Source organism: Bradyrhizobium sp. USDA 4472 (genome assembly GCF_054058595.1).
The window spans coordinates 531,932-547,810 of sequence record NZ_JBSSAM010000001.1; the positions used below are offsets into that span (position 1 = coordinate 531,932).

The 15,879-nt window shown below is 65.6% G+C and carries 10 protein-coding genes and 1 pseudogene; 4 read left to right on the top strand and 7 right to left on the bottom strand.

Going from position 1 to position 15,879, the window contains the following annotated elements; translation table 11 throughout:
• Window positions 1-32 precede the first annotated feature (32 nt).
• On the top strand, window positions 33-2,723 hold the full coding sequence (locus tag ACVWZ4_RS02565; protein ID WP_456737898.1) for a DUF2339 domain-containing protein: 2,691 nt from the start codon (window positions 33-35) through the stop codon (window positions 2,721-2,723).
• On the opposite strand, the gene ACVWZ4_RS02570 is transcribed toward ACVWZ4_RS02565, so the two are convergent.
• The 6 genes from ACVWZ4_RS02570 to ACVWZ4_RS02595 form a co-directional block, all read right to left on the bottom strand.
• Window positions 2,724-4,412, bottom strand: coding sequence for a methyl-accepting chemotaxis protein (locus ACVWZ4_RS02570; protein ID WP_456739783.1), 1,689 nt, complete (start codon window positions 4,410-4,412; stop codon window positions 2,724-2,726). It lies immediately after the preceding gene.
• A gap of 278 nt (window positions 4,413-4,690) precedes the next feature.
• Complete coding sequence (locus tag ACVWZ4_RS02575; protein WP_456737896.1) at window positions 4,691-6,424, bottom strand: methyl-accepting chemotaxis protein; 1,734 nt, start codon at window positions 6,422-6,424, stop codon at window positions 4,691-4,693.
• Between the two features lie 206 nt (window positions 6,425-6,630).
• Window positions 6,631-6,885, bottom strand: coding sequence for a DUF6894 family protein (locus ACVWZ4_RS02580; RefSeq protein WP_456705195.1), 255 nt, complete (start codon window positions 6,883-6,885; stop codon window positions 6,631-6,633).
• 166 nt (window positions 6,886-7,051) lie between these two features.
• On the bottom strand, window positions 7,052-7,666 hold the full coding sequence (locus ACVWZ4_RS02585) for a hypothetical protein (RefSeq protein WP_456702121.1): 615 nt from the start codon (window positions 7,664-7,666) through the stop codon (window positions 7,052-7,054).
• Window positions 7,667-7,778: 112 nt separating this feature from the next.
• A complete protein-coding gene (gene acuI / locus ACVWZ4_RS02590; protein WP_456702120.1) occupies window positions 7,779-8,765 on the bottom strand; it encodes an acrylyl-CoA reductase (NADPH) in 987 nt (328 codons plus the stop codon).
• 41 nt (window positions 8,766-8,806) lie between these two features.
• Window positions 8,807-10,057 (bottom strand): MFS transporter, encoded by a 1,251-nt coding sequence (locus tag ACVWZ4_RS02595; protein ID WP_456702119.1) that lies wholly within the window; start codon window positions 10,055-10,057, stop codon window positions 8,807-8,809.
• A 335-nt stretch (window positions 10,058-10,392) separates the two neighbouring features.
• Here ACVWZ4_RS02595 and nadA point away from each other — a divergent pair, with 335 nt between their 5' ends.
• The 3 genes and pseudogenes from nadA (at window position 10,393) to nadC (ending at window position 14,003) form a co-directional block, all read left to right on the top strand.
• On the top strand, window positions 10,393-11,496 hold the full coding sequence (gene nadA / locus ACVWZ4_RS02600) for a quinolinate synthase NadA (RefSeq protein ID WP_456737895.1): 1,104 nt from the start codon (window positions 10,393-10,395) through the stop codon (window positions 11,494-11,496).
• An 8-nt stretch (window positions 11,497-11,504) separates the two neighbouring features.
• Window positions 11,505-13,113, top strand: a pseudogene (locus tag ACVWZ4_RS02605) (L-aspartate oxidase).
• Window positions 13,114-13,124: 11 nt separating this feature from the next.
• Complete coding sequence (gene nadC / locus ACVWZ4_RS02610; protein WP_456737893.1) at window positions 13,125-14,003, top strand: carboxylating nicotinate-nucleotide diphosphorylase; 879 nt, start codon at window positions 13,125-13,127, stop codon at window positions 14,001-14,003.
• Between the two features lie 7 nt (window positions 14,004-14,010).
• Here nadC and ACVWZ4_RS02615 read toward each other — a convergent pair whose 3' ends face one another.
• Window positions 14,011-15,468, bottom strand: a complete 1,458-nt coding sequence (locus ACVWZ4_RS02615; RefSeq protein ID WP_456739785.1) for a cell wall hydrolase — start codon at window positions 15,466-15,468, stop codon at window positions 14,011-14,013.
• Window positions 15,469-15,879: the final 411 nt, after the last annotated feature.

The following is a 15,879-nucleotide window of genomic DNA, read 5'->3' on the forward strand; positions in this document are numbered from 1 at the left end:
CGGCCCCTGCCCGCCGATCGCCAGGAGGCCCCATGTTCGACGCCCCGTTCGACGTCTTTGCAGTGATGATTGCGATCGCCGCGTTCCTGATCGCGCTGAAAGCGTCGAATCAGGCGACCGAGCTGCGCCGGCGGCTCGGCTCGCTGGAGGCCGCACTGCTGGCGCTGCGGCAGGTCCAGCCGCCGCCACCGCTGCCTGTGCAGGAGCAAGCGAGCACGCCTGCAGCAGAGCCGCCGCCGCTTGCGCCGGAAGCCGAGGCCGCACCGCCACCCGTCACCGAAGAGGCCGCGCCGCCCCCGATCGAGGCGAGCCCCTCAACCGAGGCGCCGCCGTCGCTGCCGACGCCGGCCCCCGGCTTCGAAGAACGGCTCGGCACGCGCTGGGTGGTGTGGATCGGCGGGCTTGCACTCGCGCTCGGCGGCTTCTTCATGGTGCGCTATTCGATCGAGGCCGGCCTTGTCGGCCCCGGCGTCCGCGTATTCCTCGGTGGTTTGTTCGCGCTCGCGCTGCTCGGTGCGGGCGAATGGACGCGGCGCAGGGAGAGCATCTCCAACATCCAGGCACTGCCGATCGCTGATATCCCCGCGATCCTCACCGCCGCCGGAACAGCGGTGGCATTTGCGACCGTCTACGCCGCCTATGCGCTCTACGGGTTTCTCGTGCCCGCCACCGCCTTCGTGCTGCTCGGCCTCGTTGCGATGGGCACGCTTGCGGCCGCGCTGCTGCACGGGCCGGCGCTGGCGGGCCTCGGCGTGGTCGGTGCCTTCGCGACGCCGGTGCTCGTCTCGAGCGGCAAGCCGGACTATTGGGCGCTCTATATCTATCTTGCCATCGTCACCGCCGCGAGCTTTGGTCTCGCCCGCATCAGGCTGTGGCGCTGGCTCGCGGTCACGACGATCGTCTTCGCCGTACTCTGGATCTTCCCTGGCCTTGATACCGGCGACCGGCACCTCGCGCCGCACGCGTTCCACGTGATGTCAGGGTTCGTGCTCGCCGCATTGCTCGTCGTCTGCGGCTTCATGTTCGGTCCTGATATCGAGGACGGACAGATCGAGCCGGTCTCGTCGAGCGCGCTCGGGGCCTATCTGTTCGGCGCAATGCTGATCGTGCTGTCGAGCGCGCATGCCGATCTCTCGCTGATCGCCTTTACACTGCTGATCGCGGCGACGCTGGCCGTCGCCTGGCGCGCGGAGGCCGCCGCCGGCGCGCTGGGCGCGGCGGCTGCGACCGTCTTCATCGTGTTCGCCGAATGGGCGGTGCGCGCCAACCCTGATATGCTGGTGCTGCCGGGCGGCCCCATGGCCGGCGTGGCGCCGACCGCAATCGACAGCGCGGTGACGCAGCATCTGGTGATGGCCGCGATCTTCGCCGCCGGCTTCGGTCTCGCGGGCTTTTTCGCACAAGGACGCTCGAATTCGGCGATCATTCCCGTGGTGTGGTCGGCGGCAGGCGTCGCCACGCCGATCGCGCTCCTGGTCGCGCTCTATGCCCGCATCGCTCATCTCGACCGCTCGATCCCGTTCGCGATGCTCGCGGTGTTGCTCGCAGCCGCCTTTGGCGCGGCGACAGAAGCGCTCACCCGCCGCGAGACCCGGCCGGGCCTGGCGATCTCCACGGCGTTGTTTGCAACCGGCACGCTCGGCGCCCTGGCGCTGGCGCTGACCTTCGCGCTCGAAAAAGGCTGGCTCACCATCGCGCTGGCGCTGGTGTCGCTCGGCACCGCGTGGATTGCGATGCGGCGGCCGATTCCATTCCTGCGCTGGCTTGCCGCGATGTTCGCCGGCATCGTCACCGCACGCGTCGGCTATGATCCGCGCATCGTCGGCGATGCCGTCGGCACCACGCCCATCTTCAACTGGCTGTTGTGGGGTTATGGCCTGCCGGCAGCCTCGTTCTGGGGCGCAAGCCTCTTCCTGCGCCGCAGGGGTGATGACGCACCACTGCGCATGGTGGAGGCCGGGGCCATCCTGTTCACGGCCCTGCTCGCCTTCATGGAGGTGCGCCATCTCGCCACCGGCGGCGACATGATCGCCGCGCCGTCGCTGTTAGAGGCTGCCCTGCAGGTCTTGATGGCGCTGGCGATGGCGATGGGGCTGGAACGCTTGCGGCTGCGCAGCCACTCGATCGTGCACAATGTGGGCGCGGTCGTGCTCACGGCGATTGCCGGATTCATCAGCGTGTTCGGCCTGCTGTTCCTGCAGAACCCGCTGATCTGGCACATCGATGTCGGCGGCGCCGTTTTCAACCTGTTGCTGCTCGGCTACGCACTGCCGTCGGTGCTGATGCTGCTGCTCGCCTATGCCGTGGCCGGCGAACGCGGCAAGATCTACGCGAACGTGATCGCAGGCACGGCGCTGGTGTTTGCACTGTCGTACCTGACGCTCGAGATCCGCCGCTTCTATCACGGTCCGTTCCTCGACAGCGGTGAGACGACCGGGGCCGAGCAATACACCTATTCGATCGGCTGGCTCGCCTTCGGCGTGGTGCTGCTCGGTATCGGCATAGCGGTCAATTCCGAACGCGCCCGGCTGGCGTCGGCAGTCGTCATCGCGCTGACGATCCTGAAGGCCTTCGTGATCGACATGTCGACGCTGACAGGCGTCTACCGCGCGCTGTCGTTCATGGGCCTCGGCATCGTGCTGGTCGCAATCGGCTGGCTCTACCAGCGCATCCTGTTTCGGCGGCAGGTCACGCCACCGCCGGTGCCACAGACGAGCGGTTGATCATGCCGCGCGGACCGAATCCAGGAACTGCGCGACTTCGACCCTGAGGCGGGTGCTGTCGGTCGCGAGCGATTTCGCGGCCGATAGCACCTCGCTCGAGGCCTCGCCGGTCTCGATCGCTCCGCGTTGCACATCGGTGATGTTCGACGAAACCTCTTGCGTGCCGTCCGAAGCCTGCTGCACGTTACGCGAGATTTCCTGCGTGGCCGCGCCCTGCTCCTCGACGGCCGCGGCGATGGCTGCGGACACCTCCGACAGCCGCTCGATCGTGCCGCTGATCTCCCGGATGGCATTGACCGATTCCTGCGTCGCGGTCTGGATGCCCGCGACCTGCGCTCCGATTTCTCCGGTCGCCTTCGCGGTCTGCTCGGCCAGCGCCTTGACCTCGGAGGCGACGACCGCGAAGCCGCGGCCGGCTTCGCCGGCACGCGCGGCCTCGATGGTCGCGTTCAGCGCCAGCAAATTGGTCTGGCCCGCGATGGTGTGGATGAGCTCGACGACGTCGCCGATGCGGGCGGCCGCCTGCGACAGCTCGTTGACGCGCTCGTTGGTCCGTGTCGCCTGCTCGACGGCTTCCGCGGCCATCCGCGCCGAATCCTGCACGCGGCGGCTGATCTCGGTGATCGAGGACGACAACTCCTCCGAAGCCGACGCCACGGCCTGAACGTTGGTGGAGGCCTCCTCGGACGCGGCGGCGACGACGGTCGCAAGCTCCTGTCCGCGCTGCGCCGTGTTGGTCAGCGTCAAGGCGGATGCCTCGAGCTCGGTCGAGGCCGACGACACGGTCCCGACAACCTCACCGATCATCGCTTCGAACTTGCGGGTGATGGCGTCGACGCGGCGGCCGCGCTCGATCTTGGCTTCGGCATCGCGCGCGGCCGCTTCGTCAGCAGCCCTCTTGGCGATCAGCGCCTCCTTGAAGATCTGAAGCGCGTCGGCCATCGACCCGATCTCGGTCTTCTCGCCGCGATGCGGCACCTCCGCCGAAAGATCGCCTTCACCGAGCGACTGCATCGGGCGAATGATCGAGGCGATGCCGCGTGACACGTCGCGAACGAGATAATGGGCCGCCGCGATCGCGATGACGACCGAGAGCACGATGATGCCGACCAGCACGCGGAAGATCGAGGCGTAGCCGTCAGCCGCCTGCTTGGTCTCGATCTCGGCGCCTTGGTTGTTCAGCTCGATGTCCTTCGTCAACAACGGATCGGCGGCCTGCGCCATCTTGGCGACCTTGGTCTGCAACAGCTCGTTGGCTTCCGTCGGGAACTTGCCCGGGCTCTTGCGCGACAGCGCCATCACCTCTTGCACGCCGTTGAGATACTCGCCCCACGCCGCGGTCCATTGCCCGTAGATCGAGCGCTCCTCGGCGGACGTGATCAGCGGCTCGTAGGTCTTACGGGTTTGCTCGATGCGTTCGCGCAGCGAGGCGAGGCGTTTCTCGGCAGCTTGCTTGCCCTCGGCCGTATCCTGCATCAGATGCAGACGGAGCGCGACGCGCAGTTCGTTGACATCGGCGCGGATCGAGCCCAGCGCACGCACGCTCGGCAGCCAGCTCTCTGCGATCTCGACGGTATGGGAATTGATGTTCTGCATCGCGCCGATCGCCACCACGCCGACACCGGCGAGCGAGAGCACGAGGACCGACAACACGGTCAGAAGCTTGAAGACGATCGACAACTTCGACATCACAAAATCCCGATGATAGCCAACGCACGAACCTTCCCCGGCGCGACCGTCACGAACGACGGGGGCGGAAGTCATTCCAACAATGCCGGCTGGTTGTTATCCGAAACGATTGCGCCCATTGTCGCAAACACCCGTTAACAGCGACCTAGTGAAACCACTGAATTCGCCGCCGCCGATCTTGTCCGCTCCACAAGCATGTGCTGCAGCGCGACAAATATCCGCCTGATGGCGCACCGTCGCGCCGGCGGATGCGGCTCGAACAGAACGGCCGGCGACCCTCAGGCCGCGCGCACCGTCTCGAGGAACTTGCTCACTTCCAGCTTCAGGCGGTTGCTGTCGCCGGAAAGCATCTGCGCGGCCGACAGCACCTGCGAGGACGCCGATCCGGTTTCGCTCGCACCGCGCTGCACGTCGCCGATGTTGGACGAGACCTGATGCGTGCCTTGCGCAGCCTGCTGCACGTTGCGCGAAATTTCCTGCGTCGCCGCGCCCTGCTCTTCCACGGCCGCTGCGATGGTCGAGGCAATCTCGGACAGCTTTTCGATGGTGTCGCTGATGTCCTTGATGGCCCCGACCGATTCCTGGGTCGCGGTCTGAATGCCTGAGATCTGTTGGCCGATCTCGCCGGTCGCTTTGGCGGTCTGCTCGGCCAGCGCCTTGACCTCGGAGGCGACGACGGCAAAGCCCCGGCCGGCTTCGCCGGCACGCGCCGCCTCGATCGTGGCGTTGAGCGCCAGCAAATTGGTCTGGCCAGCGATGGTGTTGATCAGTTCGACCACGTCGCCGATCCGCGTTGCCGCCTTGGACAATTCGCTGACGCGCTCGGTGGTGTTGCGCGCCTGGCCGACCGCCTCGCTCGCCACGCGTGCGGATTCCTGTACCTGGCGGCTGATCTCGGTAATCGAGGACGACAGCTCCTCTGTTGCAGAGGCCACCGATTGCACATTGGTCGAGGCTTCCTCCGAAGCCGCGGCGACCACGGCGGTGAGCCGCTGCGCGCGCTCGGCGGTCGACGTCAGCGTCGTGGCAGAGGCTTCGAGCTCGGTCGAAGCCGACGACACCGTGCCGACGATCTCGCCGACGGCGGCTTCGAAACCGTCGGCGAGCTTTCGCATTTCCACCTTGCGCTGTTCGGCCGCGATCTGATCCTGCCGCATCTTGGCTTCCGCTTCCTCGCGCGCCTTGCGCTCGGACACGACCTTGAATTTCTCGACGGCGCCGGCGACCTCGCCGAGCTCGTCCTTGCGGCCGAGCCCAGGCAGTGCCACCGAGAAGTCGCCGCCGGCGAGCTTCTCCATCGCAACCGTCAGGGCGCGCATCGGCCGCGCGATGCTGAAGACGGAGAAGATGCACGACCCGATGAGGAGCAGCGCGACCAGCAGGCCGGTGATGAACGACGTCCGCGCAACGGACGTGGCCTCCGCTTCCGCGTCGGCGCGCGCATCGGCGCTTTTCTGCTTGGCGAAGTTGGCGATCTGGTCGGCAAGGACGGATATCTCTTCGTTGATCGGCGCCAGCGTTCCCATGCGGAGTTGGTCAATTTCGGCGGCCAGCTTGGCGGCCGCCTCGCCATCCGTCCTGGTGTCGAGCGCAAGCGCCTGCTTGCGGAGCGCTTCGATCTGTTGCTCACCCTTGCCGAATTCGCCGATCAGCACCGTGAGGCGATCCATCCGCTTGCGATTCTCCGGCGAGCGCGAGAGCTTGGCCATTGCTGCCGCGAACTGCAGCGCTGAGTTCTGCCGGTCGTTGAAATAGGTTACGGCCTTCTGCATTGCGGCCGGCGAGGATGATGTCAGGATGTCGCGAATGCCGATCTGCATCCCCCGCACCGAGGCCTTGGCATCCGTGGCGTTGATCGCAATCGTCTGCTGCTGCGATGCTGACGCTCCGAGCTTCTGGACCTCGGCATCTCCGCTCATCTGGAGGAAGATCATCAGCCCGACGAGACCGATGGTCAGCGCCGAGGTCACGGCGAGCTTGGTGCCAATTCGCAGGTTCTGAATGAAGATCATTGACGGATTCCCCGGGTACGAATTGCCGTGGCGAAGCGCGTAAGCGCCGCGGGATGCTAACCGACAGGTTTGCTCATTAACGTTAAGCGGGGATCCTCGCCGCGTGGGTAGAACTACGGAAATGATGCTCAAGCAATGGAAGCTGCACAGCTTTCACGTGCAGAGAATCGCCCTTCGCGGATTTGCAGATGCCGCATTCGTTAACGTCAGTCAGCGATCGTGTCGGCGCAGCAAACGGCCTCGCCGTCCAGGCTGATGCGAAAGACCGGTTTCTTGTTCTCGTCGAGCAGCTCCATGCTCCACTTCGCATTCGGCTTCAGGTTGCGCGCGATGCCGCCGAGCAGATTGGCGCACACCTCGGTCATCTCGGTCCAGGCCGCGGCGCGATCCTCGAACTCGTACGGCTGATCCGCGGCGCCTGAATAGCGGCCGGTGCTGATGCGGAAGAAGTACAGCGACATCATTGAAGCCTTGCGTAGGGCCGCTTTCCGGCCGTTGCGCAAGGCTGCGGCCTCAGTCGCTACCAAGGCATGAAAACCGCAGGCCGTATGATTACGGCGCAGCGGCTTGGCGTGCGATGCATTCGTCAAAGACGGGTAAATTGCGCGCGCGGTTTTGCGCGGGATATCACTCGGTCGAGCGTCGCAGCTCGAGCGGGCCTTCGTTCTTGGACTCGGATTTGGGTTCGGGCTTCACTTCCGACTTCACCGGCTCGATCCGGCTGCTCTCGACCCGCGGTGTTTCGACGCGCGCAGCGACCTCGGTGCTCGGTGCGTTGACCGAACCGGTCTGCTCCCGCGCACGGAGCGAGCGCGGCCGCGCAACCGCGCGCGCCATCAGCATCTGGTTGCCGCCCTGATGGTGGAAGTCGCAATAGGCGAAACCCATGCCCGAGACCGAGCCGCGGAAGCTGCGGTCATCGGTCTTCTCCAGGTTGAAACAAGGCTCGAACGGGATTCCCTTGATCGAGGCGCAGACGTTCTGGCCACGGATCTGGAGGGTGTTGCCCGGCAGGCGGAGGTGGCGGACCGGACCCGAGCCCGAGAACTGCACCGCGCCGGCGGCGCCGAGATCGTCGAGGATACGCCCTGCACCGCGGGTGCCGTCGAAACAGGTGAAGGCGAACACCTTGCCGGCGACGAAGCGGCGTGCCTCATCCGCGTTCATATTCCCGGCCAAGGCGATGGCCGGCGCAAACGTCACGACTGCCGTAACAGCCCCCAACACAATACGCGCAAGCATGCTCAACTCCGAACCAACCCCGCAGCGGGCGATGCCTTATCTCTTTACCCGCTGCTTACCATACCAACCATGGCGACATTGAAGCAGCTTGGTTGGTAAAGTCTGAACGCCGTTAGACAATTTTTACCACGATGCGACCGCGGACCTCGCCGGCGAGGATTTTTGCGCCCCACTCGGGAACCTGGTCCAGCGCAATTTCTGTAGTTATTTCAGACAGTTTTGAACGATCCAGATCGGAGGCGAGGCGCTGCCAGGCGGCTTTTCGCGGCGGAAGCGGGCACATGACGGAATCGATGCCGAGAAGGCACACCCCACGCAAAATGAAGGGCGCGACCGAAGACGGCAGGTCCATGCCCGCCGCCAGACCGCAGGCGGCAATGGCGCCACCATAGCTTGTCATCGACAGCAAATTCGCGAGCGTGGTCGAGCCGACGCTATCGATACCGGCCGCCCAGCGCTCCTTGCCCAGTGGCTTTGCCGGCCCCGACAGTTCATTGCGGTTGATGACTTCGGCGGCACCTAGGCTCTTCAGGTAATCGGCCTCCGAGGCGCGGCCGGTCGAAGCGATGACATGGTAGCCGAGCTTCGACAGCACGGCGGTCGCCACCGAGCCGACGCCGCCGGCCGCGCCCGTCACGACGACCGGACCGCTTTTTGGCGAAACGCCGTGCTTCTCCAGCGCCAGCACTGAGAGCATCGCGGTGAAGCCGGCGGTGCCGATCGCCATCGCATCCCGTGCCGACAGGCCCTGCGGCAGTGCGACCAGCCAGTCGCCCTTCACCCGCGCCTTCTCGGCATAGGCGCCGAGATGGGTTTCACCCATGCCCCAGCCGGTGCAGACGACCTTGTCGCCCGCCTTCCATTGCGAATGGGAGGAGGCTTCGACGGTGCCGGCGAAATCGATGCCAGCGATCATCGGGAAGCGGCGCACCACCGGCGCCTTGCCTGTCAGCGCAAGGCCGTCCTTGTAGTTCAGCGTCGACCATTCCACGCGGACGGTGACGTCGCCATCCATCAGCTCGGCTTCGTCGAACTGCGTCAGCTGCGCGGTGGTGCCCTTGTCGGCCTTGTCGATCCGGATCGCCTTGAAATTGGCCACGGCTGAACTCCCTGACTTGTTTGACGGGGATGTTTAACCGATCAGGCAGGCTGCGCAACCGCCCGCGCGACCGGCTTTTCGACGATCGGAAGATTGATCAGCGCCGAGAGCACCCCGAACAGGATCGAGAGCCACCAGATCGGCGTATAGGAACCGTATCGCTCGAACACGATGCCCCCTAACCAGACGCCGAGGAAGCCGCCGACCTGATGGCTGACGAAGGCGAAGCCGTAGAGCGTCGCAAGCCAGCGCGTGCCGAACATCAGCGCCACCAGCGCCGAGGTCGGCGGCACCGTCGAGAGCCAGGTCAGCCCGGACACCGCGCCGAACGCGATCGCCGAGAACGGCGTGATCGGGAACGAGATGAATGCGAGCGTCGCGAGCGCACGAATGAAGTAGATCGTCGAGAGGATGTAGCGCTTCGGCAAGCTGTTCTGGAGATAGCCGACGCTCAGAGAGCCCATGATGTTGAACAGGCCGATCGCCGCGATCACCCAGCCGCCGGTTTGCGCCGAGACGCCGCGGTCGACGAGGAACGCCGGCAGATGCACGGTGATGAAGGCGAGTTGGAAGCCGCAGGTGAAGAAGCCGAGCACCAGCAGCACGTAGGAACGATGGCCGAACGCCTCCGTGAGTGCCCCGGCGATGGTCTGCTCATCCGCAGGCGCCGCATTGGCCATGCTTGCGACGGGCGGGGTCGAGATCGCCAGCGCCAGCGGGATGATCAACAGCATCATGAAGCCGAACACCGCGAGAGTTTGCTGCCAGCCGAAATTGTCGATCAGGGCAACGCCGATCGGCGCGTACAGGAACTGGCCGAGCGAGCCCGCGGCCGTGCCGGCCCCGAGCGCAAGACCGCGCTTCTCGGCCGGAAGCAGCTTGGTGAACGCCGACAGCACCAGGTTGAACGAGCAGCCCGCGAGACCGAAGCCGATCATCACGCCCGCACCGATGTTGAGCGACAGCGGCGTCGAGGAATAGCGCATCAGCAACAGACCCCCGGCATAGAGCAGCGCACCGACGCACATCACGCGGTACAGGCCGAAGCGATCGGCAATCGCGCCGGCCAGGGGTTGGCCCAATCCCCACAACAGGTTCTGCACGGCGATCGCGAGGCCGAACACGTCGCGGCCCCAGGCGAATTCATGGCTCATCGGCTGCACAAAGAAGCCCAGCGCCGAGCGCGGCCCGAAGCCCAGCATGCCGATCGCGCAGCCACAGAGGATGACGACGGCCGGCGTGCGCCAGTTGGAGGAACGTGAGGGAGTGAGTTCGCCCGTTTGGATCGACATGGTGCTCCTCATCCCTCGCTCGGCCAGTCCGCTGATCAGCGGCCGCAGTCAGGCATTTAATGCAGATGCATGAAAATCCAAAATGGAAAATGATTGCATCCCAGGAGGGGCTGCTGCGGGAGCAATGCGTTTTATCGCGTCCTTTGACGCGCGCAGCGCGACTTGACGGGAATGTGTGCGAGAGCCCCTAGCGGTCCCCTCTGCGGCGTGTTATCTCGGATTTACTCACATTGAGCATATTTAGTCCTGGTGAAATCTGCCCCGGCCTCGCGGCCGGATTTCTCAGGCTCAATATATGCTCACACTGAGCATATGTATTTACATGGGAGGCTTCGATGCCGATCGCTGGAATTTACGGTCCCGACGACTTTGCCAATCGGCCGCAGGGCCGGGCCACCTCCACCCCACCAGCGCCGGCGCAAACTGGTTCTGCGCTGCCGCGGCCGTCGCTGGACTGGACCGACGATGTCGAGCGCGCGACCGCGCCGATTTACGAGCGCCTCAAGCATGTCATCCCGCCGATCGAGTGGCCACTGATGGCGCCGGCGATTCACGCGATCAATCAGCTGAAGCGCGCGCGCAACGCGGTGATCCTCGCCCACAACTACCAGGCACCGGAGATCTTTCATGGCGTCGCCGACATCGGTGGCGATTCGCTCCAGCTCGCCATCGAGGCCACCAAGGTGAGGGCGGATGTCATCGTCCAGTGCGGCGTGCACTTCATGGCGGAGACGTCAAAGCTGCTCAATCCCGACAAGACCGTGCTGATCCCGGATTCTCGCGCCGGCTGCTCGCTCGCCGCCAGCATCACCGGCGCGGACGTGCGCCTGCTGCGTGAAAGATTTCCCGGCGTGCCCGTGGTTGCCTATGTCAACACGTCGGCGGAGGTGAAAGCCGAAGTCGACATCTGCTGCACCTCGTCCAACGCGGTGCAAGTGGTGGAGAGCCTGGACGCACCCAGCGTGATCTTCCTGCCCGACCGTTATCTTGCGACCTATGTCGCCTCGAAGACCGATGTCAAAATCATCGCCTGGAAGGGCGCCTGCGAGGTGCACGAGCGCTTTACCGGCGACGAGCTGCGCGCGTTTCGCGAGGCCGATCCCTCCGTGCAGATCATCGCGCATCCCGAATGCCCGCCTGACGTGCTGGCGGAAGCCGACTTCACCGGCTCGACCGCGCACATGATCAGCTGGGTGCGCGAGCGGCGGCCGCGACGCCTGGTGATGATCACGGAGTGCTCGATGGCCGACAATGTCCGCGCCGAGTTGCCAGACGTCGAGATGCTGCGGCCCTGCAATCTCTGCCCGCACATGAAGCGCATCACCCTCGCCAACATTCTCGAGAGCCTGCTGACGCTCGGCGAGGAAGTCACGATCGATCCGTCGCTCGCGGCGCGCGCGCGGCGATCGGTCGAACGGATGATCAATTTGAACAATTGAGGCGTGACATGATCGACAACATCCACAACCTCACCCGCTCCACCGATGACGTCGTCATCGTCGGCGGTGGGCTCGCAGGATTGTTCTGCGCGCTGAAGCTGGCGCCGCGGCCGGTGACGCTGATCGCGGCGGCGCCCCTCGGACAGGGGGCGTCCTCCGCATGGGCGCAAGGCGGCATCGCGGCTGCCGTGGCCGAAGGCGACAGTCCCGAAGCGCATGCCGCGGATACCATTGCGGTCGGCGGAGGTATCGTCGACGAAGCGATCGCGCTCGGGATCGCCCGCGAGGCGGGCTCCCGGATTCACGATCTGCTCGCTTACGGCGTGCCGTTCGACCGCGATCTCGAGGGACGGCTGGCCGTGGGCCGGGAAGCGGCGCATTCCGCGCGGCGGATCGTTCACGTCCGCGGCGACGGCGCCGGCGCGGCGATCATCGCGGCGCTGAGCGAGGCGGCGCGCCGCACCCCGTCGATCCGCCTGATCGAAGGTTTTGTCGCCGAAGCGCTGCTCACCGAGGACGGCGCGGTCACCGGCCTTCAATTGCGCGAGGCTGGTAACTGTGCAGCAATGCCCATGATGATCGCCTCGCGCGCCATCGTGCTTGCAACCGGCGGCATCGGCCATCTCTACGCCGTCACCACCAATCCAGCGCAGGCCAACGGATCGGGTCTTGCGATTGCGGCGCGCGCAGGCGCCGTGATCGCCGATACCGAATTCGTGCAGTTTCACCCGACCGCCATCATGGTTGGCCGTGATCCAGCACCACTTGCGACCGAGGCGCTGCGCGGCGAAGGCGCCACGCTGATCAATGGCAATGGCGAGCGCTTCATGGCGGCGCAGCATCCGCTCGCCGAACTCGCCCCGCGCGACATCGTGGCCCGCGGCGTGTTCGCCGAGATCGCGGCCGGGCGCGGCGCCTTCCTCGATGCACGGCAGGCCTTGGGCGCGCACTTCGCAGAAAAGTTCCCGACCGTGCATGCAAGCTGCATCGCCGCGGGCATCGATCCCGCGATCGAGGCCATTCCGATCGCGCCGGCCGTGCACTATCACATGGGCGGAATCGCGGTGGGACGCACACGGCCGCAGCTCGATCGCCGGGCTGTGGGCCGGCGGCGAAGTCGCCTCAACCGGTGCGCATGGCGCCAACCGGCTTGCGTCCAATTCGCTGCTGGAAGCGGTGGTCTATGCCGCACGTATCGCCGACGACATCGCCGGCCACACGATCCCCTCGCCGAGCCGCCTGCCGGAGGCGCTGGTGACACCGCGCGGCGGTGCCCCGGATGCAGCCGCTGTGAAACGCCTGCGCAACATGATGAGCGCGAATGTCGGCGTGATCCGCGATGGTGACGGGCTTGCGGAAGCTGTGCGGAGTTTCGCCACCCTCGAACGCGCGGCTGCGAGCATCGCCGTCCGCAACATGGCGACGGCGGCCCTGCTCGTCGCGGCCGCAGCTTGGAGCCGCCGCGAAAGCCGCGGCGCGCATTTCCGCTCGGACCATGCCGCGGAGATACCCGCGCTGGCGCAGCGAACCATGACCACGCTCGCTGCGGTGCGCGCGATCGCGGACGGCCTCACCGAACATACAACCACGCACCTCGCGCAATCCATGATCGCCTGACGGAGTTTTCCATGATCACCCCGACCTCCCTGCTCTATCCCGACGCCTTCCTCTCCCCCCTCGCCATCGATGACGCCGTGCATCGCGCGCTCGACGAAGATCTCGGCCGCGCCGGTGACATCACTTCACTCGCGACGATCCCGGAAGCAACAAAGGCGCAAGCGGTCCTCGTCGCGCGCCAATCCGGGATCATCGCCGGCTTGCCGCTGGCGCTGGCGACGCTGCAAAAGCTCTCGCCGGATATCGAAATACGCGCCCATGTCCGCGATGCCGCGCGGGTCGTCCGCGGCCAGCAGGTGCTGACGATCTCGGGCCCCGCTCGCGCCATCCTCACCGCGGAACGCACCGCGCTGAACTTCGTCGGCCGCCTCTCGGGTATCGCCACGCTCACCGACGACTACGTCGCGCGCACCCAGGGCACCAGGATGCGCATCTGCTGCACGCGAAAGACCACGACGGGATTGCGGGCGCTGGAGAAATACGCGGTGCGGTGCGGCGGCGGCTTCAACCACCGTTTCGGCCTCGATGATGCGATCCTGATCAAGGACAATCACATCGCGGTCGCCGGCGGCATCCGGCCCGTGCTGGAGCGCGCCCGCGCTCATGCGGGTCACCTCGTCAAGATCGAGATCGAGGTCGACACGCTCGCGCAGCTGCGCGAGGTGCTTGCGACCGGCCTTGCGGAGGCGGTGCTGCTCGACAACATGGACCTCGCGACGCTGCGCGAGGCCGTCCGGATCACGGAAGGCCGCCTCACGCTCGAAGCGTCCGGCGGCGTCACGCTGGACTCGATTGCCGCGATTGCGGCAACCGGCGTCGACTACGCCTCCTCAGGCGCGCTGACGCATTCCGTGCCCAACTTCGACTGCGCGCTGGATATCGAGACCTGAGGCGCGGTCAGCGCCGCTCGGTCACGCCCATCTCGGCGGAGCTCTTGGCTTCCTGCGCGAGCTCTGCCGAGAGTGCGGCGGTCTGCGCCGGCGTGCCCCAGCTCGGCTCCTCCTCGCCGTTACCCCAGGCGCGCGGACGATAGAAGGTGTGCACGCCTGTCTTGTACATCTTCTTCATCTCGGCCACCCAGGACGGACGCACCCAATAGGCATGGTAGTGCGTCGACTTGCCGACCTCCGGCAACCAGATCTGGCCATCGAGCATCGCCTTGGAGATCTTCTTCGCACGATCCCACATCTCGGGCTCGCGGATCACGTCGGGATTGTTGTCGCAGGCGAACGTGAACTGGCAGGCGAAATGACGGTATTTGTTCTGATAGACCACGCCGCACACCGTATCAGGATATTTGCCGGAGAAGACGCGGTTCATCACCACTTGCGCGACCGCGATCTGGCCGCGCACGGCCTCGCCGCGGGATTCGAAATAGACGGCTTCAGCGAGACACTTTTCAGACTTCGCCCGTGACTTGCCGTCCAGTGCCAGCCGTTCGGCCGGCGATTTGGAGCGCTGGTTGTCGGCGTTGACCTCGCCTTTCGGCGCGACGCTCTCGCCGCTCTCGGTCGCGTTTCCGACGTCGTCGGTCGGCGGCGACAGCGAGGCCAGCTTCATGTCGGGGTCGGGCATCACGATCAGCGGCTCGGCACCGGGCTGCCAGCTCTCGATGCTCTCGACGGCGCCGCCGAGCGAGGAGCTGCCGAAGAACAGGTTCGACGTCTTCACACTGAAGGGATCGCGCGGCGGGGCGACCGTCGCCGGCTTCAGCGCGTTGAGCGGCTGTGCCGCGTAGGACAGCGCACTCTCGTCGGCCTTCGGATTGGCATATTGCGTCAAAGGCGGCGCGCGCAGCGCCTCCTGAAGCTCGGGATCGAGTGCCGCCGCAGACTCCGGCGACATTGCCTGTGGCTGCTCGACCGGTCGCTGGGCCGTCTTGGCACCGAAGACAGAGCTGTTAGACGTGGCGGGATCCTGCTGCGCCGGCGTCGCGGAGGGCGCGGGCCTCTCGGGCGGAGGCGCAGGCGTCACGGTGGCGAGACGGTCGCCCTTCAGCGCCCGTTCGACCTTGGGGAAATCGGAGGCCTGATAGCGCGTCGGGGTCTGGAGCGCGGGATTGCCGCGAGAGATCGTGCCGGTGACGTCGCGGCCATCGAGGCTCGCGAGGCGAACCATCGCGCTCTGCGGAATGGACGTGCCGATCGGACGCGAGAAGCTGTAAGTCGCAAGCTGAATCGACGAGGCCGCGGAGAACACCTGTTTCTGCCAGCGCTCGGCAACGCCGGGCTGACGCGCCAGCAGGGAGCCTATGTCCTGATAGCCGGTCTCTCGCGGCATCAAGGCGAAGATGAAGAGGCCGATTCCGAAGGACGCGAACCGCGCGCCCTTCGGATGGTTACGCAACACCAGCATCGTTACGCTCACGCTACGCTTACGCCCGTTTCCGATCGAACCCAGTACATCCGTGCAGTTCGATCTTTATTGTAAGTATCTAATTTAGGTTGCCGGGGCGTTAATCGGCGTTGCGCGGCAGGCACACTCAAGCAATGTCGGGTGTTTTCGGCCGGCGGTGCTGCGCGTTGGTAAACGCCGCGTCATCTGAAGCGGTAAACATCCGGTCAACGCGAATGGTGAAGGAACTCTTGCTGATCAGGTCTTGCGCGCACTTATCATTGCGCGACGCGTACGGTTCCCTCTCCGTCCGAGCGAAACGAAGCATTCCAGAATCCCGCTTGCTTCGTCGCATCTGCGCAAAATTGCTGCGCAATTCTGTCGCGAGCTCCTCGCAACGACGCGGATCGGGCGTCGCGTAAAACAAAGAGG

Coding starts and splice junctions, on each gene's coding strand:
- ACVWZ4_RS02615 (WP_456739785.1), bottom strand. CDS start 15,468: ATGCTGGTGTTGCGTAACCATCCGAAGGGCGCGCGGTTCGCGTCCTTC.
- ACVWZ4_RS02595 (WP_456702119.1), bottom strand. CDS start 10,057: ATGTCGATCCAAACGGGCGAACTCACTCCCTCACGTTCCTCCAACTGG.
- ACVWZ4_RS02580 (WP_456705195.1), bottom strand. CDS start 6,885: ATGTCGCTGTACTTCTTCCGCATCAGCACCGGCCGCTATTCAGGCGCC.
- ACVWZ4_RS02570 (WP_456739783.1), bottom strand. CDS start 4,412: ATGTCGAAGTTGTCGATCGTCTTCAAGCTTCTGACCGTGTTGTCGGTC.
- nadC (WP_456737893.1), top strand. CDS start 13,125: ATGATCACCCCGACCTCCCTGCTCTATCCCGACGCCTTCCTCTCCCCC.
- ACVWZ4_RS02585 (WP_456702121.1), bottom strand. CDS start 7,666: ATGCTTGCGCGTATTGTGTTGGGGGCTGTTACGGCAGTCGTGACGTTT.
- nadA (WP_456737895.1), top strand. CDS start 10,393: ATGCCGATCGCTGGAATTTACGGTCCCGACGACTTTGCCAATCGGCCG.
- ACVWZ4_RS02565 (WP_456737898.1), top strand. CDS start 33: ATGTTCGACGCCCCGTTCGACGTCTTTGCAGTGATGATTGCGATCGCC.
- ACVWZ4_RS02575 (WP_456737896.1), bottom strand. CDS start 6,424: ATGATCTTCATTCAGAACCTGCGAATTGGCACCAAGCTCGCCGTGACC.